Below are 21,545 nucleotides of genomic sequence, written 5' to 3'. Positions count from 1 at the left end.
GATGGCACTGACCCGCAATGAGATGGCCGCCCGCGCAGCGCAGGAGCTGCAGGACGGCATGTACGTCAACCTCGGCATCGGGCTGCCCACGCTGGTGCCCAACTACGTGCCCGACGACGTGACCGTCGTGCTGCAGAGCGAGAACGGCATCCTCGGTGTCGGCCCGTATCCGACCGAGGCCAACGTCGACCCCGACCTGATCAACGCCGGCAAGGAGACCGTCACGACGCTGCCGGGCACCTCGTTCTTCGACTCGGCCACGTCGTTCGCGATGATCCGCGGCGGCAAGATCGATGCCGCCATCCTGGGCGCCATGCAGGTCTCGGCCGGCGGCGACATCGCCAACTGGATGATCCCCGGCAAGATGGTCAAGGGCCCCGGCGGTGCGATGGACCTCGTGCACGGCGCCCGCCACGTGATCGTGCTGATGGAGCACGTCGCGAAGGACGGCTCGGCGAAGATCGTGAACGCCTGCTCGCTGCCGCTGACCGGCAAGGGCGTCGTCGACCGGATCGTCACCGACCTGGCTGTGCTCGACGTCACGCCCGAGGGCCTGAAGCTGGTCGAGCTCGCGCCGGGCGTCACGCTCGAGGAAGTGCGGGAGAAGACCGAGCCGGAGATCCTGGAATGAGCGCCGTTCCTCGAGTGAGCGCCGTTCCTCGCACCGGGCTGCCGGCATGACGACGATCCTGGACGGCATCGATGCGCAGGTCGTCCAGACCGACCGCCTCAGCGCATCCGTCCTGCGGCGCACGCCCGAGGGAGCCACCGGCGCCCCGGTCGTGCTCATCCACGGCAACGTGTCGTCGTCGCTGTTCTGGCAGCCGCTGATGCTGGCGCTGCCGCGGCCGACGATCGCGATCGATCTGCGTGGCTTCGGCGACAGCGAGACGCTGCCGGTCGACGCCACGCGGGGGCTGCGCGACTTCTCCGACGACGTCGCCTCGGTGCTGGATGCGCTGGGCGTCTCGGGCGCGCACGTGGTCGGCTGGTCGATGGGCGGCGGTGTCGTGATGCAGCTGCTGCTCGACCGGCCCGATCTGGTGCGCTCGCTGACGCTGCAGGCGCCGGTGCCCCCGCAGGGCTTCGGCACCCGGCTCGACGGCTCGCTCTGCACGCCGGATGCGGCGGGCACGGGCGGCGGGGGAGCCAATGCCGACTTCGTCGCGCGGCTCGCGGCCGGCGACACCTCCGCGGACGAGCAGACCAGCCCGCGCTCGGTCTACCGCGCGAGCTACGTGGCGCCGGGGTTCAGCGACGAGCAGGAGGACCTCTGGGTCGAGTCGATGCTGTCGACGAAGACCGGCGAGGACAACTACCCCGGCGACGGGATCGCGACGGAGTCGTGGCCCGGCTTCGCCGCCGGCGACCGCGGCATCCTCAACACGATGTCGGCGAAGCACCTCGACCTGACGGGCATCGTCGACGTGGCGGAGAAGCCGGCCATCCTGTGGGTGCGCGGCGCGCACGACGTGATCGTCGGCGACGAGTCGTTCTTCGACTTCCACACGCTCGGCAAGCACGGCATCGTGCCGGGCTGGCCGGGGGAGGAGGCCGCGCCGCCGCAGCAGATGATCGCGCAGACGCGCGCGGTGCTCGACGCGTACGCGGCGAACGGCGGCAGCTACCAGGAGGCCGTGTTCGAGGGTGCCGGCCACTCCCCGCACCTGGAGGATCCGCATCGCTTCCGCACCCTGCTGCAGCAGCACATCGAGGCGCACGACCCCTCGTAGGTCGAGGAGGCCGCGTCCGCAGGACGCTGCCGTCACGAGACCGGTGGTTCCCTCGTAGGTCGAGGCGGCCGCGTCGGCAGGACGCTGCCGTTGCGACACCGGTGGTCGCCGCTCGCTCTCCACAGCCGCAAACGTCTGCCCGACGCGCTCGTCGCGCATCCGTCACTGTCGTGCGATGCCGTACATGTACATCCTCGCGTGCGCAGACGGTTCCTACTACGTGGGACGCACCTGGGATGCGGAACGCCGCGTCGCCGAGCACAACGCGGGCATCGGCGCGAAGTACACGAAGCGCCGACGGCCGGTGCAGATCGTGCACGCCGAGTGGTTCGAGCGGATCGACGAGGCGTACGCGGCCGAGAAGCAGGTGCCGGGATGGGGCCGGCGGAAGCGGCAGCTGCTGATCGAGGGGCGAGCGGACGATTTGCCGGGATCGGGATCGCGGTCGTGGGCTGCGAGGCAGAGACGGGACGGTCAGCCGCCTCCGGTCTCGTGACGGCAACGGGCTTCGCCCGCGGCCTCCTCGACCTACGAAGCGGGCTTCGCCCGCGGCCTCCTCGACCTACGAAGAGGGCCCCGCATCCGGGATGGATGCGAGGCCCTCGGCGTCGAACGACGTGGCTACTCGACGGGGTCGATGCCCTCGCTCAGCGAGTCGACGTACTCCTGGTTCTCGCCGATCCAGGTCGCGACGACCTCGGGGTAGTCGCTGGCCTCAGCGTCGCTGTTGAACATCGCGTTCTCGAGCGAGAAGAGCAGCTCCGAGTCCATCCGGAAGTTCGACAGCGCCTCGGCGACCTGCGGGAAGTCCTCCTCGATGCCGGTGCGGGCCAGCGTGTGGATCTCCTCGGCGGCGCCGAGCGTGCCCTCGGGGTCCTCGAGGTCGCGGATCGGGAACTCGTCGTACGCCCAGTGCGGGCGCCACAGCGTGACGACGATGTTCTCGCCGGCGTCGACCGCCGAGCTGAGCTCCGCGAGCATCGCGGGCGTCGACGAGGTGATGAACTCCATGCCGTCGAGGCCGTAGGTCGGGATGACCGCGTCCTGCGTGGCGGCGGTCAGGCCCGCGCCCGGCTCGATGCCGACGATGCGGTTGTCGAACGCGTCCGCGTTGTCGGCGAGCTCCTCGATCGAGGTGATCGGGGCATCCTCGTTGACCGCGAGCGTGAGCACGGCATCGTCGTTCCACGAGCCGAGGTCGACGATGTCCTCGCCGAACTCCTCCATGTAGTCAGCGTGCGTGGTCGGCAGCCAGCCGTCGAGCGCCACGTCGTAGTCGCCGCTGGCGACACCGGCGAAGACGGGGCCGGCGTCGGCGTACTCGAGCTCGACGTCGTAGCCCTTCTCCTCCAGGATGGCCTCCCACAGGAACGAGGCGGCCTCGCCCTCGGGCCAGCCGTTGAAGACGCCGATCGTGAGCTCGGTCTGCTGCTCGGTCGCGCCGCCCTCGGGCGCCTCCGGGTCGTCACCGGCTGCCGAGCAGCCAGCCAGCGCGAGCGCGCCGACAGCGGCGATCGCGGTACCGCGGATGATTCGCTTGTTCATGGTGTGTGTCCTCTCTCGTTTCGTATCGTGTGTCTCAGACGCGACCGCTGGGACGGCCGCATCAGTCTCAGCGGCCGCCGGCGGCGGCCGCTTCGGTCTCTGCGGTCGGCGATGCGACCATGTCGGGTTCGACTACCGCCGGCCTCGGCGCGTCAGCAGCGGCCCTGCGGGCACGCAGCTTCGCGACAGGGCTGTGGTCCTGCAGGCTGCCGAGGGCGTTCGTGACGCGGTCGAGGAAGATCGCGAGGATCACCACCGACAGGCCCGCCTCGGAGCCGAGGCCGATGTCGATGCGCTGCAGCGACTGCACGATCGGCTGACCGAGCCCGCCGGCGCCGACCATGGCGGCGATGACCACCATCGACAGCGACAGCATGATGATCTGGTTGACGCCCGTCATGATCGTCGGCAGCGCCAGCGGCAGCTGGATCTGGCGCAGGATGCGCCCGGGCGATGCGCCGAAGGCGCTGCCTGCCTCGACGATCTCGCGGTTCACGCCGCGGATGCCGAGCTCGGTGAGGCGCACGCCAGGGGCCATCGCGAAGGCGATCGTGGCGATGATGCCGGGCACCACGCCCACGTTGAACAGGATGATCGCCGGGATCAGGTAGACGAAGGCGGGCATCGTCTGCAGGAAGTCGAGCACCGGGCGCACGATGGTGGAGACGGTGTCGTTGCGGGCGGCCCAGATGCCCAGCGGGATGGCGATCAGCAGCGCGAAGAACGCGGCGACGATCGTCAGCGCGAGGGTGGCCATCGCGTTGTCCCACTGGTTCACCAGCACGATCACGAATAAGCCGATGACGGTGCCGAGAGCCATCTTCCAGCCGCGCACCAGGAAGGCGATGGCGGCGAGCACGAGGATGAGCACCAGCTCGGGCGGCTCGATCAGGACGTACTCGATGGCGTCGTAGATGCCGGTGATGACCGACTTGACGAAGTCGAACAGGATCGCCAGGTTGGCCGTGATCCAGTCGACACCGGCCTCGACCCAGTCACCGAGGGGAAGTCGCAGGTCATCGAACATCGGACACCTCCGTGTCGTCGAGGGTCTGCGTGACGAGCTGGGGATCCATCGCCGGCGGGATGTCGACGATGGTGAACTCGCTCGTGTCGGTGGAGACGTTGCCGAGGGCCGCGAGCAGCAGCACGCGCGGCACGATGCCGAGCAGTCGGTCGTCCTCGCCGACCACCGCGATGGGCATGCCGCTCGTGATGGCGAGCTCCGGCAGATCCGCCAGGCTCGTGTCGGGGCTCACCGTCGGCACGCTCGCGTCGACGAGCGTGCCGAGGTCGTGCTCGCCCTTCTGGATCGCGCGGAGCACGTCGCGATCCTTGACGGCACCGAGCACGGTGCGGCCGGGCCCGGTCACGAGCAGGCCGGAGATCTGCATGTCGCGCATGGTCTTCAGCGCACCGCGCGGGCCCATCGTGACCGGCACGGCTGCGGCGGGAGGCTCCATGACGCTCGCCGCGGTGAGCACGCGGGTGCGGTCGACATCCTGCACGAACTGGGCCACATAGTCGTTGGCCGGGTCGGTGAGGATGTCCTCCGGCGTGCCGATCTGCACGATCCGGCCGTCGCGCATGACCGCGATGCGATCGCCCAGGAACATCGCCTCGTTGAGATCGTGGGTGATGAAGACGATGGTCTTGCCGAGCTCGGCCTGCAGCTCGACGAGCTGCTCCTGCATCTCACGGCGGATGAGCGGGTCGAGTGCGCTGAAGGCCTCGTCCATGAGCAGCACGGGGGTGTCGGCGCAGAGCGCGCGGGCGATGCCGACGCGCTGCTGCATGCCGCCGGAGAGCTCGCTGGGAAGACGGTGCTCCCAGCCGGAGAGGCCGACGCGCTCGATGACCGCGCGGGCGAGCTCGAGCCGCTTCGATCGCTCGACGCCCTGGATCTCGAGACCGTACGCGACGTTGTCGAGCACCGTCCGGTGGGGCAGCAGGGCGAAGTGCTGGAACACCATCGACACCTGCGAGCGGCGCACGGCGCGCAGCCGCTTCGGGTCGATGCCGGTGACCGGCTCGCCTTGGATGTCGACCGAGCCGGCCGTCGCGTCGAGCAGGCCGTTCAGCATGCGGATCAGGGTCGACTTGCCGGAGCCGGAGAGGCCCATGACGACGAAGATCTCGCCGCGCTTGACCTCGAAGGAGGCGTCGATCACCGCTGCGGTGCCGAGCTTGGCCACCTCGTCGCGGGAGGCGCCTTGGGCCAGCCGGTCGGCGGCCTCACGCGCGCGCCGTCCGAACACCTTGGTCAGGTGCTCGACGCGCACGACGATGTCATCGACGATGGGCGCATCGCCGTTCGCGCTGGGTTCGCTCACGTTCGCTCCTGTCGCCCCGGTCAGGGGCTCTCAGTCGTGGACGGGTGCAGCCGCGCTCGCGGTCGTTCGTCTGCCGTTCTCGCACGAGTCGTCTCGTTCGCGAAGCGGCACCATACGCTCGCCGACAGGTTCGTCGACGGTCGCGTCCTTGTGGGGACGGCCAGCCGAATCTGCTGAACGCCTCGTCAAGGGTACCCATAGCCAAAACCTGCGATTTGGATTGCGGCGGCCGAGATCCACGGGAATCCGCGGAATCACGCGGATGTCGCCCTTGGCGAACGCCGTGATTGTAACGCTTTCGTTATGGCTTGGGGCACAATCGCGCCCCGATCACTGCCACCAGGGCCGCTCGCGCTGGGCAGCGCGACGGCGCGACTCGAGCTCCTGCATCTGCTCGTGGCGCTCGCCGATCTCGTGCACGGCGGAGACGCAGCGCTGCACCAGCGCGTCGAGATCGTCGCACTCGTGGCGCCGTGCGGCACCGATGATGATGGCCGCGCAGGCCTCGGCGTCGCCGGCCGCGTCGTGGTGCTGGAAGTCGTCGAAGCCGGCCGCCAGCGCCGCGACCGGCAGCCGGTACGACTCGAGCACGAAGGTCTTGCGGGCGATGCGCAGCGAATCCGTCCAGCGCATGTCGGGCACCGGCAGCCGCGCCGCCTTCGCGGCCGCCCGCATGACGCCCTTGTCGAAGCCGGCGTTGTGGGCGACGTAGACGTCGTCGCCGCCGAAGTCGAGGATGCGCTCCTGCGCCTCGGCCCAGTCGGGCGAGCCCAGCACTTGGTGCGCCTGGATGCCGTGGATCTTGACGTTCCACTCCCAGAACTCGTCGTATGGCGCGGTTGGCCTGATCAGCGTCGAGAAGCGGTCGACGACCATGCCGTCGCGCACCTTCACGAGCCCCACCGCGCACGCGGACGCAGCGTTTCCGTTGGCGGTCTCGAAATCGATCGCGGTGAAGTCGAGTGCCATGCCACCATCTTCACAGAGCCCGCCCACACGGCTGACCGGCCCCGGGCATCCGCTCGCCATCATCACCGGCGTCGCATCTGCCAGCATTGGGGCATGGCAAACCCCACGCTCGAGGCCCTGCACGACATCGACGCCGCCGACCATGCCGGCGCATGGGCGATCGTGCGCGAGGCGGAGCTGGTGGTGCCCGCGGTGGTGGAGAACCCGCGCGACCCGGGCTTTGGCAAGTTCCTGGTGCTGCCGCACAAGGAGATGCAGCTGGTGGTCGCGTTCACAGCCGCGACGCGCATCGGCGGCTTCGCGACGCGCACGCGCAGGCACCTGAAGCTCACCGGCGCCGAGCTGGCCGCGGGCATCCCGGCGGGGCACGCGATCGTGCTCGACCCCGGCCACGACGACGGCCGGGTGTTCCTGCCGGAGGTCATCGCCGGCGACGCTGCGCAGGCGTAGGCGAGCGACCGGCTCGGCGACAGTGCCGAGATCGTTCAGCCGCGACGGCTGGGCTGGCTCAGGTGCAGGCGCCCACGAGCTCAGTGCGGTCGATCGCGTTCGAGACGGCGTCGAGCGCGGTGGCCGCGGTGACGACGCTCGTGTCGACGACCACCTCGGTCGCGGGGGAGCGGCCGTAGGAGACGAAGGTCCAGACGTTCTCCTCCTGCGCCACCTGGAGCCAGTCGACCGAGCGGTCGGGGGTGAGCTCGATGCTGATGCAGCGGTCGGTCGACGGCGCGGGCACGGGCATGCCGCAGCGGAGCGTGATCGCGCTCGGGTCGCCCCACGCGGAGGTGCCCTGGCTGGTGGTGTCGCGCTGCTCGAGCGGCACCGGCAGGCTCTCGTCGCCGATCTGGGCGGGGAGTGTGACCATCACCTCGGCGCAGCCGGGGTCGCTCGCCTCCTCCGCGGGGGGCAGCGCGAGGGAGCGGGCGCAGCCGGTGAGGGCCAGCAGCGCGATGGCCGCGGCGGCGAGGGGGAGCAGACGCACCCCTCGAGCCTATCGACGCGCGTCGCCTCCGACGTCCGGGACTCCGTGCACCGATCGGGCCCCGGCGCACCAGGTCCGCACGGCGGAGCGGCTCCCGTCGATGGGGCGAAAGACGGGCAGCGGGCGGCTACCGTTGCGCACATGGACGCCGCGCCCAACGACCCCACCCTGCACGAGGCCGGCGAGCTCGAGGCGCTGCGCCGCTTCCTGCCGCTGCTGCCGGCCGGTGACGTCACCGATATCGGCCCCGGCGACGATGCCGCAGTCGTGCGCGCCGCCGACGGTCGCTTCGTCGTCACCACCGACACGATGCTCGAGGGCGCCGACTTCCGCCTCGGCTGGTCGAGCTGGCGCGACCTGGGCTGGAAGGCCGTCGCCACCAACCTGATCGACGTCGCCGCGATGGGTGCCCGCCCCACCTCGCTCGTGGTCGCCCTCGCGGTCGCGCCCTCGACGCGCGTGTCGGCGCTCGAGGCCTTCGCGCGGGGCCTCGCCGACGCCATCGCGGCCATGGCCCCCGGCTGCGGCGTGGTCGGCGGCGACCTCGGCACCGCGCCCCACGCAACGATCGCCGTGACCGCCTTCGGCGACCTCGAAGCCCGCGCGCCGGTGCTGCGCTCGGGTGCCAGGGTGACGGATGCGGTGTGGTGCGCGGGCGGTCTCGGCCTGGCCGCGACGGGGTTGCGTCACCTCTTCTCGCAGGCGCAGGACGAGGCGGCGGTGCCCGTCGCCGCAGCCGCCGAGCGGCTGCGCGCCGGAGCGCACGGCCGCGCCGTCGCAGCGCAGCTCGCGCCCGTCACGCCGATCACGGCCGGCACGCTGCTGGCGGATCTCGGCGCCACCGCGATGCTCGACGTCTCCGACGGCCTCGCGCTCGACGCCGCCAGGGTGGCACGCGCATCCGGGGTGCGCATCGCGCTCGAGCGATCCGGTGTGGAGGCCGCGGCGGCGGAGGCGCTCGCGATGGGCGCTCCGCTCGAGGCGGCGCTGCACGGCGGCGAGGATCACGCGCTGCTGTTCACGCTGCCGGCGGGCGTCCAGCCACCCGCCGAGCTCGTCGGCCACGCCGTGCACCGGCTCGGCCGCGTCGAGGCGCTGGCCGACGACGAGCAGCCCGGCGTCACCCTCGACGCCGCGCCCCTCGAGCCGCGCGGCTGGGACCCGTACCGCGCGGTGCAGCGCTGAAGCGGAGACCCTTTCGGGTCTCCGCCGCGACCTCAGCGCCGAGGTCCGTCTCGGGCCTCAGACATCCGCCTGACCCTGCGGGCCGCCGCGCGACTCAGTGGTCGGCGAAGGCGCCGGTGGTCGTGAGGTAGTGCAGCGTCGTGTCGCCGTAGTTGCGCGTGCGCTCCACCTCGAGATCGCCCGGCGGCTCGAGCGGCCCGGCCTTCTTCGCCCGCTCGACGACGACGGTCGCCGGGTGCGACAGCAGCGGTCCCAGATCGATCAGCACGGCCGTGAGCTCGTCATCCGGCTGGTCGTAGGGCGGGTCGATGAACACCAGGTCGAAGCTGCGCCCGGAGCGCTGCAGGAACGGCGTCACCGCCACCTGCTCGACCAGCGCCCGCGTCGCGCCCGCCTTCGCTACCGTCTCCGCGTTGCGGATCGCCACCTTCGCCGCCGCCCGGTCGCGCTCGACCAGCACCACCGACTCGGCGCCGCGGCTGGCGGCCTCGAGCCCGAGCGCGCCCGATCCGGCGAACAGGTCGAGCACCCGGGCCCCGTCGCACAGGCTGCGAGCGTCGAGCGCGCTGAAGATCGCCTCGCGCACCCGCTCGGAGGTCGGCCTCGTGCCTCGCACGGGCACGTGCAGGCGGGCGCCGCCGGCGAGGCCTCCGATGATGCGGGTCATGGCGACATCTTCGCGCATGCCGCCGACGCCACGCTCCCAGCCATGCACAGGCCGGGGACGGATGCGCGGCGGGCGTCAGCCGTGCGCCCTACCCTGAGAGCGTGGCGAAGAAGGATGCGAGCGGCACGGCGCTGCCCGACGGCTTCGAGCGGCCGCTCGAGCGCGTGCTGGGCAAGGCCGCCTCCGGCAAGCTCGAGCGCGCCTTCGGCATGACCACCCTCGGCGACCTGGTCTGGCACCTGCCGCGCCGCTACGCCAAGCGCGGCGAGCTGACCGAGCTGGCGAGCCTGGTGCCCGGCGAGCACGTCACCGTGGTCGCGAAGGTGCGCACGGTCGAGACGCGGGTGCTGCAGCGCGACGCGAAGGGGCGGCCGCGCACCCTCACCACCATCACGATCACCGATGGCACCAGCAGCCTCGATCTGGCCTTCTTCAACCAGGCGTTCCGCGGCGAGCAGCTGCATCAGGGGGTCACGGCGCTGTTCTCGGGCACGGTCGGCATCTATAAGGACCGCCGCCAGCTCGCGCACCCCGACTTCGAGCTCTTCGACGAGGAGGCGGGCGTCGACGCCGAGCAGTGGGCGAACCAGCCCGTGCCGATCTATCCCGCCACCTCCACCCTCGCCACCACGAAGCTCCAGCAGCTCGTCGCGCAGGGCCTCGACGCGCTCGGCGAGGTCGACGACCCGGTGCCTGCCGAGACGCGGCGGGAGCACAAGCTGCTGCCGCTCACCGAGGCGCTGCGCATGGCGCACGCACCGGCGAGCGAGCAGGAGGCCTACCGCGCCCGGCACACGCTCGCCTGGCAGGAGGCGTTCCTGCTGCAGACCTACCTGCTCGCCACCCGCGACTGGTTCGACACCCTGCCGACCGCGCCGAGGCATCCGGGGCCGCTGCTGCAGCGCTTCGACGACGGACTGCCGTGGCAGCTCACCGACGACCAGCAGACGGCTGGCGAGGCGATCGCCGCCGATCTCGCCAGCGGCACCGCCATGCACCGGCTCGTGCAGGGCGAGGTGGGCTCGGGCAAGACCGTCGTCGCCACCCGTGCGATGCTGACGGTCGCCGAGTCGGGCGGGCAGGCGGCGCTGCTGGCGCCCACCGAGGTGCTCGCGATGCAGCACCTGCGCTCCATCACCCGCTCGCTCGGCCCCGACCTCGCCGCTGAGCTGCAGCCGACGCTGCTGACCGGCCAGATGCCCGCCGGCGAGCGCAAGAAGGCCATGCTGCGCATCGCTGCCGGACAGTCGCGCATCGTCGTCGGCACGCACGCGCTGCTGAGCGAGAAGACCACCTTCGCCGAGCTGGCGCTCGTGATCATCGACGAGCAGCACCGATTCGGTGTCGCCCAGCGCGAGGCGCTGCGATCGAAGGGCCTCCACCCGCACACGCTGGTGCTGACTGCCACGCCCATCCCGCGCACCATCGCGATGACCGCCTTCGGCGACCTCGACGTCTCGACGATCCGCTCGCTACCGGCCGGCCGCAGCCCCATCAAGACCTTCGTCGTCGACCGCGCCGCGCATCCGGGGGTCTTCCACCGCGTGTGGCAGCGCATGCACGAGGAGATCGAGGCCGGCCGCCAGGCCTTCGTCGTCTGCCCCGCCATCTCGCCCGGCAAGCTGGAGGGCATCGACGTGCATCCGCCGGCTGAGGGTGAGGGGGCGGATGCGTCGGCCGACCCCGCGCAGGCGGCCCCGGTCGACGACGTCAGCACGACGCTCAAGCAGCTGCGGCGATCGCCCGTGGGCGCGCACCGCATCGCGCCGCTGCACGGCGGCATGCCCACCGACGACAAGGACCGCACGATGCGCGCCTTCCGCGACCGCGAGATCGACGTGCTGGTCGCGACCACCGTCATCGAGGTGGGTGTGGACGTGCCGAACGCCACCATGATGGCGGTGCTCTCGGCCGACCGCTTCGGCGTCTCGCAGCTGCACCAGCTGCGCGGCCGCGTCGGCCGCGGCGAGCACGCGGGGCTGTGCATGCTGGTCACCTCCGTCGACGAGCTCAGCGACGCCCGCGAGCGGCTCGACGCGGTCGCCGGCACGCTCGACGGCTTCGCGCTCGCGGAGGTCGACCTCGAGCAGCGCGGCGAGGGCGATGTGCTGGGCCTTGTGCAGTCCGGAAGCCGCAGCGGCCTCAAGGTGCTGCGGGTCGCGCGCGACGGCGCGATCATCGACGCCGCCCGCGCGGCCGCGCGGCAGGTGCTCGACGACGACCCGAGGCTGGAGCGCCACCGCGCGCTGCGCCACGCGGTGCACGGCCGCCTGGATCCGGACGCCCGCGCGGCCCTGGTCACCGCGTAGCCCCGCCGCGCCGCCCGCCCGCCTCGCCCCGCGCATCCGCCCGCTGGCGCGGTCGCGTGGCCGACGGTTCTGAGCAGAGGAGATGTTCTCAGCAGAGGACGATGCGTCCTCCCCTCGCGACATTTCGCGAGTTCATCCTCAACTGGGAACGGCGGCACGGGCCGCGCGGGCGGTGACGACGGAGGCAGCGCGCCAGTGTCGCCGTCCGTTCACTCGCGCCCGATAGGCTGGATCCCATGCCCCGCATCGCCGTCGTGCCCGGTTCCTTCGACCCTGTGACCCTGGGTCACATCGACGTCATCGCACGCGCGGCGAAGCTGTTCGACGAAGTGCACGTCGTCGTCACCCACAACCCCGACAAGCAGGCGTTCCTGCCGGTGGTCGAGCGCGAGCAGCTCATCGAGCGCTCCATCGAGGAGGCCCGCATCGAAGGCCAGGTGCGCATCGCGAACTGGTCGATGGGCCTGCTGGTCGACTACTGCCAGCAGGTGGGCGCCGAGGTGCTCGTGAAGGGCATCCGCACCTCCACAGACCTCTCGTACGAGACGCCGATGTCGATCGTCAACCGCAACCTCGCGGGCGTCGAGACCATCTTCATGCTGCCGAACCCCGAGAACGCGCACGTCTCCTCCTCGCTCGTGCGACAGGTCTCCGAGCTCGGCGGCGACATCAGCCCCTACGTGCCCCGGGCGGTCGCCACCTTCCTGCAGCAGCGATGAGCGATCCGCAGCCCGGCCTCGATCAGCCCGGCGCCCACCAGCCCGGCGCCGACCTGCAGCTCTGGGCGGTGCGCGGCATGGGCGAGATCCGCTCCGGCGACGACCTGCCGGCGATCATCGCCGACGCGCTCGCCCCGCTCGAGCCGCGCGACGGCGACGTCGTCGTCGTCACCAGCAAGGTCGTCTCGAAGGCCGAGGGACGCATCCGCCCCGCCGACGAGCGCGAGCAGGCCATCGACGACGAGTCGGTGCGGCTGGTCGCCAGCCGCGAGCACCCCGGCGGCGTCACCCGCATCGTCGAGCACCGCACCGGCCTGGTGCTGGCGGCCGCCGGCATCGACGCGTCGAACACCGACGACGGCACGATCCTGCTGCTGCCGCTCGATTCGGATGCGTCGGCTCGCGCGATCGCCGAGACCCTGCGGTCGCGCTTCGGCGCACGGGTGGGCGTCATCGTCAGCGACACGCTCGGCCGCGCCTGGCGCGTCGGGCAGACCGACGTCGCGATCGGTGCTGCGGGCCTCCGCGTACTCGAGCCGCTCAGCGGCCAGCTCGATGCCAACGGGCGGCCGCTGGTCGTGACCGCGCCCGCGATCGCCGACGAGATCGCGGGGGCCGCCGACCTGGTCGCAGGCAAGTCTGACGGCGTGCCGGTCGTGCTCGTGCGCGGCATGGGGCGGCATGTGGCGGAGCTCGACGAGCCCGGCGCGACGCGGCTCGTGCGCAGCGCCGCCGATGACATGTTCCGGCTGGGTACCGATGAGGCCTGGGCGCAGGGCTTCGCCGCCGGTCGAGCCTCGGCGAGCGCGATGGCCGAGTCGGAGGCGACGTCGTGAGCGGCATCGGGACGCCGCCGGAGCCGGAGGCGACCGCCGCCGAGACCGAGGTCGTCACGGCCGCCGCGAGCGACCAGCCCACCGCCGGCGAGCGCATCGAGCGCGCGGTCGGCAGCGTCATCTCCGGCAAGCACGAGGAGATCCGCACGGTGCTCACCGTGCTGCTGGCCGAGGGGCACATGCTGCTGGAGGATGTGCCCGGCGTCGGCAAGACGCAGCTGGCCCGAGCCTTCGCCGCGGCCATCGGCGGCACGGTGCGCCGCATCCAGTGCACGCCCGACCTGCTGCCCAGCGACATCACCGGCATGTCGATGCTCGACCAGCGCACCGGCGAGCTGCGCTTCCAGCCCGGCCCGGTGTTCGCCAACATCGTGATCGCCGACGAGATCAACCGCGCGAGCCCCAAGACGCAGGCGGCGCTGCTGGAGTGCATGGCCGAGGGCCAGGTGACCGTCGACGGCATCACGCACATCCTGCCCAAGCCGTTCCTCGTGGTGGCGACGCAGAACCCGATCGACATGGAGGGCACCTACGCGCTGCCGGAGGCGCAGCGCGACCGCTTCATGGCGCGGCTCGAGCTCGGCTACCCCGACGAGGATGCCGAGCACGCGATGGTCTCCGCGCGCGAGACCGCGCAGCCGCTCGACGCGGTGCGGGCGGTGACGACCGAGGAGCAGTTCCAGAGCGAGATCGACCAGGCACGTGCCGTGCGCGCGCACGAGCTGGTCGAGCGCTACGCGGTGCGGCTCGCCCGCGCCACCCGCGCCCACCCCGACGTGCGGCTGGGCGCGAGCCCGCGCGCCACCCTGCAGCTGGTGCGCGCGGCGAAGGCGCACGCGCACCTGCTGGGCCGCGACTGGCTCTCGCCCGACGACGTCAAGGCACTCGCGGTGCACGTGCTGCCGCACCACCTGGTGATGCACGACCCGCACGCGCGCTACGAGGATGCCACCGCGGTGGTGGCGCAGGCGCTGGCCAAGACGGTCGCCCCCGTCATGCGCTGATGGCCGGTGAAGGCTCGCGCCAGAGCGGCGCCGCGGACGGCGCCACCAGCGGCGACCAGAGTGGCAGCCGGCGCGGCACGCGCCGCCAGGCCGACCGCTCGAGCGCCCGTCCCACACCCCGCGGCGGCGTGCTGCTGATGGCCGGCGCGCTGCTGCTCGTCGCCGCCTACTGGGAGCGGCAGGTCGTGCTGCTGGTGCCGGCGGCGCTCTGCCTGAGCATCGTGCTGCTGGGCGCATGGTGGGCGATCGGCGCGGTCGGCAGCGTGCGGCTCGGTGTGCCCGGCGTGGTGCAGGAGGGGGCGGATGCGTCGCTGCGCATCGCGGGCGAGCGTCGGCATGCGGGTGCCCGGTGGTCGACGTGGGCGCCCGGCCCGGAGCGCTACCTGCTGCTGGAGGGCGAGCTCGACGGCGAGGGCCGCGACACCGTGCGGCTGGGCGAGCACGCGCGCGGCCGCTGGCGGCTGGCGCCGGTGTCGGTGACCGCGCTCGATCCGTTCCGCGTGATGCGCACCACCCGCACCGTCGACCCGCTCGCGAGCCTGGTGGTGGGCCCGGAGGTGCTGGCGATCCCGTCCTCCGCGCTGCGCTCGAACCGCGAGGAGGGCAGGCTCGCGCAGTCCCGCACCGCCGACAACGTGGATGCGATGGTGCGCGAGTGGCGGCCCGGCGACCCGCAGCGCCGCGTGCACTGGCGGCAGAGCGCCAAGCGCGGCCAGCTGATGGTGCGGCAGGAGGCGAACCCCTCGAGCGACGACGACCTGGTGGTGGTCGACACCGCGGCGGCGGCGGACGCCGACCGCGACGCGCAGGATCGCCTCGCACGCGCCGCTTGCTCGATCGTGCGCGCGCTCGCCGGGCAGGAGCGCACCGTCGTCGTGCACGAGACCGGCGAGCCCAGCATCCTGCGGGCCGACTGGCGCGACCTGCCGGCGGCGCTCGCGGCGTTCGCCTCCATGGAGGCGGTCGAGCGGGCCGAGCCGGAGCGGCCCGGCGGGGCGCCGGCGCACGTGATCGCGCTCGAGGAGTCGGCGCCCGAGACGTGGACGCTGACGCCCGGCACGACCCTCTGGCTGGTCGCCGCCCGCGATGCCCCGCCGCGCCGCATCGCGCCCGGCTCGCGCGTGCGCATCCAGCGCTGGATCGACCGCGTCGGCCCGGTGAGGGAGCTCTCGTGAGCGCGAGCGAGCTGCTGCGCCGCGGTGCCCGGCGGAGGCAGCCGGACCGGGACCCGGGACGGGCCCCGGCGCTGGGGTCGCGGCAGAGGCCCGAAAGGGCCTCCGCCCGCAGCTCCACCGCGCAGGCCGGCACGGTCGAGACGATCGCCCTGGCGGTGCTGCCGATCGCGTGGCTGTGGTCGGCGATCACGGTGCTGGGGGAGGCGTGGCTGTGGCCGGTCGTCGCCGCCGTCGCGACCATGACGATCGCCGCCTCGCTGGTGCGCGCGGTCTGGCCGCCGCTGGTGGCCTCCGCGGCCGCGGCGCTCGCGGGCGTCGCCTGGGTGACCGGCCTCACCGCGCCCGAGCAGGCGATCCTCGGCATCGTGCCGACCCCCGAAGCGGTGCTCGAGTCGCTGGCGGTGCTGAACCAGGGCGTCATCGACATCGCCTGGGCGCAGTCGACCCCGCTGGATGCGACCGGCGCGGTGCTCGCCGTCATCGTGGCGGCGGCGGTCGCGGTGACCGTGATGACGGATGTGCTGGGGCACGGCCTGCGCGTGCCCGCCGTCGCGGTCGTGGTCGCGGCGGCGCCGCTGCTGCTGCCGATCGCCTTCCGCATCGACGTGCCGTGGTGGCATGCGCTGCCGGGCGTCATCGCCACCGCCGCCGTACTCGTGGCGCCCGCGATCGACGAGCGGGCTGCGCAGCCTCGCGGCTGGGTGGCGCCGGTCGCGCTGGTGGCGGCGGCCGCCGTGCTCTCGGCGGCGGTGCCGCTGGTGGCGCCGAGCCCGCGCGAGAGCGAGTTCGACCTGCCGACCTTCCAGGAGCTGTTCACGCCGGCGACGCCGGTGCTCAGCACCCGGATCGACCTCGGCGACGAGCTGCGCCGCCCCGCCGACCGACCCGTGTTCACCTACTCGACCACCGACGGCGACCCGATCGTCTCGCGCCTGATGACGCTGCCGGAGGCGGGCCCGGAGGGCTTCGTCGCGCTCGAGCCGCAGCCCGGCAGTCCCCAGGAGCTCGTCGAGGGCGCGGGGCTGGGCGAGCCGGTGCGGATGACGGTGCGGATGGGTGACGTGCGCGCCGAGAGCCTGCCGACGCCCGAGCGCGTGGCCGGCCTGCAGGCGCGGGAGGGCTCCAGCTGGGACGACGCGAACGACGCGCTGCGCATCAGTGCGGACGTCGAGACCCGCGAGCTCGAGTACACCGCCACCGGCACCCGCTCGCTGCCGCTCGACCAGCTGCCCGCCGACGCCGGCTCGAGCGGTCACGACCCGTACCTGGCGATGCCCGAGGCCGCCGCCGCGATCGTCACGCAGGGCGCGGCGCTCGTCGACGAGGGCATGAGCGCCGCCCAGCGCGTGCAGGCGGTGCACGGCTTCATGACCGAGGGGCTCTGGAACTACTCCGAGCAGCTCGATCTGCCCGGCTTCGCCGGTGCCGGGGGCGACGGCTGGGAGGCGCTCGCGGGCTTCCTCGAGACCCGCAGCGGCTACTGCGTGCACTACGCCAGCGCCACCGCCGGCCTGCTGCGCGGCGCCGGCGTGCCCGCGCGCGTGGTGATCGGCTTCCTGCCCGGCAGCGACATCAGCGGCGGCTGGGCCGTCTCCACCAACGACATGCACGCCTGGGCCGAGGCCTGGATCGACGGCGCCGGCTGGGTGCGGGTCGAGACTACGCCGGGCGCCGGCACCGGGGTGGCGAGCCCTGAGGGCGCGGAGATCACGCAGAGTCCCACGCCCGAGCCCACGCCGTCCGAGACCCCGGAGGAGACCGCGCCGCCGACCGCCTCGCCCACGCCCAGCACCGCGCCGACGGCGCCGGCCCCGAGCGACAGCGCCGCCCCCGGCGCGCCCAGCCCGGGCGACGGGATTACCATCGACCCGGCGCTGCTGCGGGCGCTGCTGATCGGGCTGGGCGTGCTGCTGGTGCTGGCGCTGCCGGCGATCGTGCGCGCCGTGCAGCGCGCGGTGCGGCTGCGGCGCGGCGCCACCGGCGGCTGGGCCGAGCTGCGGGCGACGCTCGCCGATCTCGGCACGCTTCTGCCGGCATCGGCGACCCCCGGCCAGCTGCAGGCGGCGCTCGCGAGCCGTGTGGAGCCGGCCGCCGCGGCGGCAGCCGACCGCGTGCGCCTGACCGCCGAGCGGGCGGCCTTCGACGCCGGCCCGCGCGATCGCGGCGTCGTCGACGCCGACGTGCGCACCGTACGGCAGGCGCTCGCGGCGGGCGCGCCCTGGTGGCGCCGAACGCTGGCGGCGGTGCTGCCGCGCAGCCTGGCGGGGATCGTCGCGCGCGACGACGACGAGGGCTGAACGTCCGGGCATCCGAGTCGACGTAGTCTGGACGACATGCTGTGGTCGATCGTGATCCCCGTGAAGGGCTCCATCGGCAAGTCGCGCCTCGACGCGGGTGACGCGCGCGCGGCGCTCGCGGTGGCCTTCGCCCGCGACACCATCGCGGCGGCGCGAGCCACCGCATCCGTCGACCGCCTGGTGGTGGTCACCTGCGACGCGCAGGTCACTGAGGGGCTGGCCGGCATCGAGGTCGTCGACGACCCGAGCGCCGGGCTGCGCTCCGCGATCCTGGCGGGCACCGCGGTGCTCGACCCGGCCGCACCGGTGGCCGTCGTTCTCGGCGACCTGCCAGCGCTCACCCCCGCAGAGCTGGAGGCGGCGCTCGAGCTGGCCGGGCGCGAGGCGCGCTCCTACGTGCCCGACGCGCTCACCACCGGCACGACGCTGCTGGCGGCGAGGCGGGCGGATGCGCTGCGGCCGCACTTCGGCCCCGGCTCCGCCGAGCTGCACCGGCGCGCCGGCCACGTCGAGCTGCCCGTCGCGTCGGAGTCGGGGCTGCGGGTCGACGTCGACGAGCTGGCCGACCTGCACATCGCGGTCGATCTCGGCGTCGGCGAGTACACCCGCGCCGTGCTGCGGGACGCGGCGATCGCCGCCTAGCCCTACGGGAGAGCGAGCGCCAGCGCGTCGCGCGCCACCTGCGCGGCCGGCCCGCCGGGCGTCAGCAGCAGCGGGCGCGCCTCGGCGCGGATGCCCAGCTCGCGGAGCGCACCCAGCCCCGCCTCGTCCTCCTCCGCGACCAGCCAGCCGTCGAGCAGGCCGCCTCGCGAGCGTGCGCCGTAGTGCGCGGCGACCGCAGCCGCATCCGCCTCGACACCGATGACCTCGAGGCAGGTCGCCGCCATGCCGCGCAGCGCCCTCCCCCCGACGATGGGGGAGACGCCCACGATCGGCGCGGCCGCCGTCTCGAGCGCCTCGCGCACCCCCGGCACGCCCAGGATCGTGCCGATCGAGACCACCGGGTTCGAGGGTGCGACGAGCAGCACGTCGGCATCGGCGATGGCCGCCCGGGCGGCGTGCGAGATGCGGGCGCGCTCGACGCCGTGCTGCACGAAGCGGTGCGCGGGCGCCTGCGCGCGGGTGCGCACCCACCACTCCTCGAAGTGGATGACGCCCTCGTCGGTGACCACGTGCGTGGGCACCTCGTCGTTCGTGACCGGCAGCAGGGTGGCGCCCAGGGGCCAGCGGGCGGAGAGCCGAGCGGTCGCCTCGGTGAGGGTGGCGTTCTCGCGCAGCAGCGCAGTGCGGGCCAGGTGGGTGCCGAGGTCGAGGTCACCGAGCGTGAACCAGGGCCAGCCGACGCCGTAGGCGGTCAGCTCGGCCGCCACGCGCTCGCTCTCGCCCGCCCGGCCCCAGCCGCGCTCGGTGTCGCCGACGCCCGCGAGCGCGTACATGAGCGAGTCGAGGTCGGGGCACACCTTCACGCCCGCGAGCCACATGTCGTCGCCCACGTTCGCGACGATCGTGATGTCGTCGTCGGGGGCCGCCTCGCGCAGCCCGAGGGCGAAGCGGGCGCCGCCGACGCCGCCGGCCAGCACGGTGATCCTCATGCGCGATGCCTCCTCACGGGCTGGTGCCTGCTCATGCGCTGCCGCTGCAGCCGCGGTGCGTGCTGCTGCGCGCTCATGCGTCGATCCTCCGGTACCTGATGGCGACCCCGTCGGGGGCGGCGTCGATCGACGCCTCCACCCCGTAGACCGAGCGGATGCGGTCGGACGTCAGCACCGCATCCGCATCGCCCGCCGCGATCACCCGCCCGCCGTCCACGAGCACCACGCGGTCGGCGTGGGTGGCGGCGAGGGCGAGGTCGTGCACGGTCAGCACGACCGGCCGGTCGGCCGCCAGGCGCCGCACGAGCTCGAGCAGGTCGAGCTGCCAGGCGACGTCGAGGTGGTTGGTGGGCTCGTCGAGCAGCAGGGCGCTGCCGGGGGCGGATCCCGCCTGCTGCGCGAGCGCGCGGGCGATGTGCACGCGCTGCAGCTCGCCGCCGGAGAGCGCGCCCAGGCGCCGCTCGGCGAGCGTGGTGGCGCCGGCGTCGGCGAGGGCCGCCTCGACCGCGCCGTCGTCGCCGATCGAGAAGCCCAGCATGCGGTGGTGCGGCGTGCGGCCGAGGCGCACGGCCTCCCGGGCGGTGAGCTGCGGCACGGCGTCGGCCAGCTGCTCGACGAGCGCCACCCGGCGGGCGCGCTCGCGGGCGGGCACGGTGTCGAGGCGCACGGTGTCGAGGCCCGCAGTGCCGAGCCGCCCGGTGGCGCCCCGTGCGGTGCTCAGGTGCACCTCGCCGCGCACCGTCGCGCGCTCGGGCACGACGCCGGCGATGGCGCGCAGCATGGTCGACTTGCCGGCGCCGTTGGGTCCGACGAGCGCGGTGATCTGGCCGGTCGGCGCGCTCCAGGAGGCGTCGTCGACGAGCGTGCGGCCGGGCACGGCGATCGTGAGGCCACGCACCTCGAGGCCGTGTTGCGTCTCGCCGTGCACCTCGCGGCCGCGTTGCGTCTCGCCGCGCACCTCGAGGCCGCGTTGCGTCTCGCCGTGCACCTCGCGGCCGAGCGTCTCACGCCCGCTCGCGTCGCGCCCGCTCACGTGCGCACCCGCTCGGTGAGGTCGCGCCCGCTCACGTGCGCACCCGCCCGGTGAGCATGAGCGCCGCGAACACGGGGGCGCCGATGAGCGCGGTGACGATGCCGACGGGCAGCTCGCGCGGGTCGAAGGCGGCGCGCGCGACGGTGTCGGCGACCAGCAGCACGATCGCGCCGGCGAGGCCAGAGGCGGGCAGCAGCAGCGCGTGCGAGGAGCCCACCACCAGCCGCACCGCGTGCGGCACGACCAGGCCGATGAAGCCGATCGCGCCCGAGACCGACACCAGCACGCCGGTGACGAGCGCGCACGCCACCAGCAGCACCCAGCGGGTGCGGCGGGCATCGACGCCGAGCGCGCCGGCGGCGCTGTCGCCGAGCGAGAGCGCGTCGAGCAGGCGGCCGCTCACGAGCAGCGGCAGCGCGAGCGCGGCGCCGACCAGCGCGATGAGCGCGCTCTGCCAGCTGATCGAGGCGAGCGAGCCCAGCAGCCACGCCAGGATCTCCCGGTAGGCGTCGCCGTCGGCGCCCCAGAAGATCACCAGCGAGACCAGGGCCGAGGCGGCGGATGCGACCACGACGCCCGCGAGCACGGTGCGGGTGGGCGTCGCCCCGCCCGCAGCGCCCGCGAGGCCGAGGGTCGCCAGCAGTGCCAGCAGCGCACCCGCGAAGGCCGCCACCGGCAGCAGCACGCCGAGGCCGGCGATCAGCACCAGCACCGCGCCGACCGATGCGCCGGAGGAGACGCCCAGCAGGTAGGGGTCGGCGAGCGGGTTGCGCACGAGCGCCTGCATGACCACGCCGACGATCGCGAGCCCGGCGCCGACCGCGCAGGCGGCGAGCACGCGCGGCATGCGCAGCTTCACCACGATCGCGTCCTCGATCGCGCTCAGCGGCGTGGTGCCGACGCCGAGGCGCGCGGCGAGCGAGGCGAACGCGTCGGCCGGCGCGATGCCGGCCGCGCCGAAGCACACCGCCGCGAGCGCGGCAGCGACCAGCACGGCGCCCAGCGCCGGCAGCGCCCAGCGGCGCGCGCGCCGTCCGCGCCGCGACAGGTATAGGGCGCTTCGCTCCTCCGCCCCGCGTTCGCGAGCAAACCGCCCTATATCTGTCGCACGAGCGGGCGCATGGGGCCCGTTCTCGGCGTCGAGGCGCGCCGGATGCGCCGCGTCG

The 21,545-nt window shown here is 73.5% G+C and carries 21 protein-coding genes; 12 read left to right on the top strand and 9 right to left on the bottom strand.

What is annotated here, in order from left to right:
* The first annotated feature begins 1 nt into the window (after nt 1).
* The 3 genes from BM288_RS01425 to BM288_RS01415 all read left to right on the top strand — a co-directional run bounded on the left by BM288_RS01425 (nt 2) and on the right by BM288_RS01415 (nt 2,229).
* Nucleotides 2–631: a CoA transferase subunit B gene (locus BM288_RS01425; protein WP_177220195.1), complete on the top strand. Its 630-nt coding sequence runs from the start codon at nt 2–4 to the stop codon at nt 629–631.
* Between the two features lie 46 nt (nt 632–677).
* A complete protein-coding gene (locus BM288_RS01420) occupies nt 678–1,733 on the top strand; it encodes an alpha/beta fold hydrolase (RefSeq protein ID WP_092915158.1) in 1,056 nt (351 codons plus the stop codon).
* Nucleotides 1,734–1,908: 175 nt separating this feature from the next.
* Complete coding sequence (locus BM288_RS01415) at nt 1,909–2,229, top strand: GIY-YIG nuclease family protein (RefSeq protein WP_177220194.1); 321 nt, start codon at nt 1,909–1,911, stop codon at nt 2,227–2,229.
* Between the two features lie 125 nt (nt 2,230–2,354).
* Here the strand turns inward: BM288_RS01415 and BM288_RS01410 are convergent, their stop codons facing one another.
* The 4 genes from BM288_RS01410 to BM288_RS01395 all read right to left on the bottom strand — a co-directional run bounded on the left by BM288_RS01410 (nt 2,355) and on the right by BM288_RS01395 (nt 6,580).
* Nucleotides 2,355–3,278: a glycine betaine ABC transporter substrate-binding protein gene (locus BM288_RS01410; protein WP_092915154.1), complete on the bottom strand. Its 924-nt coding sequence runs from the start codon at nt 3,276–3,278 to the stop codon at nt 2,355–2,357.
* 67 nt (nt 3,279–3,345) lie between these two features.
* Nucleotides 3,346–4,305: an ABC transporter permease gene (locus BM288_RS01405; RefSeq protein ID WP_092915152.1), complete on the bottom strand. Its 960-nt coding sequence runs from the start codon at nt 4,303–4,305 to the stop codon at nt 3,346–3,348.
* Nucleotides 4,295–5,611 carry a quaternary amine ABC transporter ATP-binding protein gene (locus BM288_RS01400; RefSeq protein WP_318255267.1) on the bottom strand — a complete coding sequence of 439 codons (1,317 nt, stop codon included), beginning with the start codon at nt 5,609–5,611 and terminating at the stop codon, nt 4,295–4,297. The genes BM288_RS01405 and BM288_RS01400 overlap by 11 nt, the downstream gene beginning before the upstream one ends.
* A gap of 330 nt (nt 5,612–5,941) precedes the next feature.
* Nucleotides 5,942–6,580 (bottom strand): exonuclease domain-containing protein, encoded by a 639-nt coding sequence (locus BM288_RS01395; protein ID WP_092915150.1) that lies wholly within the window; start codon nt 6,578–6,580, stop codon nt 5,942–5,944.
* Nucleotides 6,581–6,673: 93 nt separating this feature from the next.
* On the opposite strand from BM288_RS01395, the gene BM288_RS01390 reads away from it, so the two are divergent.
* Nucleotides 6,674–7,030 carry an SseB family protein gene (locus tag BM288_RS01390; protein WP_092915148.1) on the top strand — a complete coding sequence of 119 codons (357 nt, stop codon included), beginning with the start codon at nt 6,674–6,676 and terminating at the stop codon, nt 7,028–7,030.
* A 58-nt stretch (nt 7,031–7,088) separates the two neighbouring features.
* Here the strand turns inward: BM288_RS01390 and BM288_RS01385 are convergent, their stop codons facing one another.
* The gene (locus tag BM288_RS01385; RefSeq protein ID WP_318255266.1) at nt 7,089–7,562 is read right to left on the bottom strand and encodes a DUF3515 family protein; all 474 of its coding nucleotides are present in this window, start codon (nt 7,560–7,562) and stop codon (nt 7,089–7,091) included.
* A 141-nt stretch (nt 7,563–7,703) separates the two neighbouring features.
* Between BM288_RS01385 and thiL the strand changes: the two genes are divergently transcribed.
* On the top strand, nt 7,704–8,747 hold the full coding sequence (thiL, locus tag BM288_RS01380) for a thiamine-phosphate kinase (protein WP_092915146.1): 1,044 nt from the start codon (nt 7,704–7,706) through the stop codon (nt 8,745–8,747).
* Nucleotides 8,748–8,841: 94 nt separating this feature from the next.
* On the opposite strand, the gene rsmD is transcribed toward thiL, so the two are convergent.
* Nucleotides 8,842–9,414: a 16S rRNA (guanine(966)-N(2))-methyltransferase RsmD gene (gene rsmD / locus BM288_RS01375; protein WP_092916142.1), complete on the bottom strand. Its 573-nt coding sequence runs from the start codon at nt 9,412–9,414 to the stop codon at nt 8,842–8,844.
* A gap of 101 nt (nt 9,415–9,515) precedes the next feature.
* On the opposite strand from rsmD, the gene BM288_RS01370 reads away from it, so the two are divergent.
* From BM288_RS01370 to cofC, 7 genes are all read left to right on the top strand, one after another.
* Nucleotides 9,516–11,723: an ATP-dependent DNA helicase RecG gene (locus tag BM288_RS01370; protein ID WP_318255265.1), complete on the top strand. Its 2,208-nt coding sequence runs from the start codon at nt 9,516–9,518 to the stop codon at nt 11,721–11,723.
* Nucleotides 11,724–11,959: 236 nt separating this feature from the next.
* Entirely contained in the window at nt 11,960–12,442 is a 483-nt protein-coding gene (coaD, locus tag BM288_RS01365) for a pantetheine-phosphate adenylyltransferase (protein WP_092915144.1), read from the top strand.
* On the top strand, nt 12,439–13,278 hold the full coding sequence (cofE, locus tag BM288_RS01360) for a coenzyme F420-0:L-glutamate ligase (RefSeq protein WP_092915142.1): 840 nt from the start codon (nt 12,439–12,441) through the stop codon (nt 13,276–13,278). The genes coaD and cofE overlap by 4 nt, the downstream gene beginning before the upstream one ends.
* Complete coding sequence (locus BM288_RS01355; protein WP_092915140.1) at nt 13,275–14,282, top strand: AAA family ATPase; 1,008 nt, start codon at nt 13,275–13,277, stop codon at nt 14,280–14,282. The genes cofE and BM288_RS01355 overlap by 4 nt, the downstream gene beginning before the upstream one ends.
* Complete coding sequence (locus BM288_RS01350; protein WP_092915138.1) at nt 14,282–15,457, top strand: DUF58 domain-containing protein; 1,176 nt, start codon at nt 14,282–14,284, stop codon at nt 15,455–15,457. Before BM288_RS01355 ends, BM288_RS01350 begins: the two co-directional genes overlap by 1 nt.
* Nucleotides 15,454–17,754: a transglutaminaseTgpA domain-containing protein gene (locus tag BM288_RS01345; RefSeq protein WP_092915136.1), complete on the top strand. Its 2,301-nt coding sequence runs from the start codon at nt 15,454–15,456 to the stop codon at nt 17,752–17,754. Before BM288_RS01350 ends, BM288_RS01345 begins: the two co-directional genes overlap by 4 nt.
* A 36-nt stretch (nt 17,755–17,790) precedes the next feature.
* Entirely contained in the window at nt 17,791–18,396 is a 606-nt protein-coding gene (gene cofC / locus BM288_RS01340; protein ID WP_092915134.1) for a 2-phospho-L-lactate guanylyltransferase, read from the top strand.
* Between the two features lie 2 nt (nt 18,397–18,398).
* Here cofC and cofD read toward each other — a convergent pair whose 3' ends face one another.
* The 3 genes from cofD to BM288_RS01325 form a co-directional block, all read right to left on the bottom strand.
* A complete protein-coding gene (cofD, locus tag BM288_RS01335) occupies nt 18,399–19,346 on the bottom strand; it encodes a 2-phospho-L-lactate transferase (RefSeq protein WP_092915132.1) in 948 nt (315 codons plus the stop codon).
* Nucleotides 19,347–19,419: 73 nt separating this feature from the next.
* A complete protein-coding gene (locus BM288_RS01330) occupies nt 19,420–20,379 on the bottom strand; it encodes an ABC transporter ATP-binding protein (protein WP_092915130.1) in 960 nt (319 codons plus the stop codon).
* Nucleotides 20,380–20,410: 31 nt separating this feature from the next.
* Complete coding sequence (locus BM288_RS01325) at nt 20,411–21,373, bottom strand: iron chelate uptake ABC transporter family permease subunit (protein ID WP_318255264.1); 963 nt, start codon at nt 21,371–21,373, stop codon at nt 20,411–20,413.
* Between the last annotated feature and the right edge of the window lie 172 nt (nt 21,374–21,545).

Source organism: Agrococcus baldri, from assembly GCA_900114805.1.
Classification (GTDB): Bacteria; Actinomycetota; Actinomycetes; order Actinomycetales; family Microbacteriaceae; genus Agrococcus; species Agrococcus baldri.
This window is presented reverse-complemented; position numbering and strand designations above follow the sequence as displayed.

Bases quoted from the DNA above. Each gene is read 5' to 3' on its own strand.
- BM288_RS01425 (WP_177220195.1), top strand. From the start codon at position 2: ATGGCACTGACCCGCAATGAGATGGCCGCCCGCGCAGCGCAGGAGCTG.
- BM288_RS01420 (WP_092915158.1), top strand. From the start codon at position 678: ATGACGACGATCCTGGACGGCATCGATGCGCAGGTCGTCCAGACCGAC.
- BM288_RS01415 (WP_177220194.1), top strand. From the start codon at position 1,909: ATGCCGTACATGTACATCCTCGCGTGCGCAGACGGTTCCTACTACGTG.
- BM288_RS01410 (WP_092915154.1), bottom strand. From the start codon at position 3,278: ATGAACAAGCGAATCATCCGCGGTACCGCGATCGCCGCTGTCGGCGCG.
- BM288_RS01405 (WP_092915152.1), bottom strand. From the start codon at position 4,305: ATGTTCGATGACCTGCGACTTCCCCTCGGTGACTGGGTCGAGGCCGGT.
- BM288_RS01395 (WP_092915150.1), bottom strand. From the start codon at position 6,580: ATGGCACTCGACTTCACCGCGATCGATTTCGAGACCGCCAACGGAAAC.
- BM288_RS01390 (WP_092915148.1), top strand. From the start codon at position 6,674: ATGGCAAACCCCACGCTCGAGGCCCTGCACGACATCGACGCCGCCGAC.
- thiL (WP_092915146.1), top strand. From the start codon at position 7,704: ATGGACGCCGCGCCCAACGACCCCACCCTGCACGAGGCCGGCGAGCTC.
- rsmD (WP_092916142.1), bottom strand. From the start codon at position 9,414: ATGACCCGCATCATCGGAGGCCTCGCCGGCGGCGCCCGCCTGCACGTG.
- coaD (WP_092915144.1), top strand. From the start codon at position 11,960: ATGCCCCGCATCGCCGTCGTGCCCGGTTCCTTCGACCCTGTGACCCTG.
- cofE (WP_092915142.1), top strand. From the start codon at position 12,439: ATGAGCGATCCGCAGCCCGGCCTCGATCAGCCCGGCGCCCACCAGCCC.
- BM288_RS01350 (WP_092915138.1), top strand. From the start codon at position 14,282: ATGGCCGGTGAAGGCTCGCGCCAGAGCGGCGCCGCGGACGGCGCCACC.
- cofC (WP_092915134.1), top strand. From the start codon at position 17,791: ATGCTGTGGTCGATCGTGATCCCCGTGAAGGGCTCCATCGGCAAGTCG.
- cofD (WP_092915132.1), bottom strand. From the start codon at position 19,346: ATGAGGATCACCGTGCTGGCCGGCGGCGTCGGCGGCGCCCGCTTCGCC.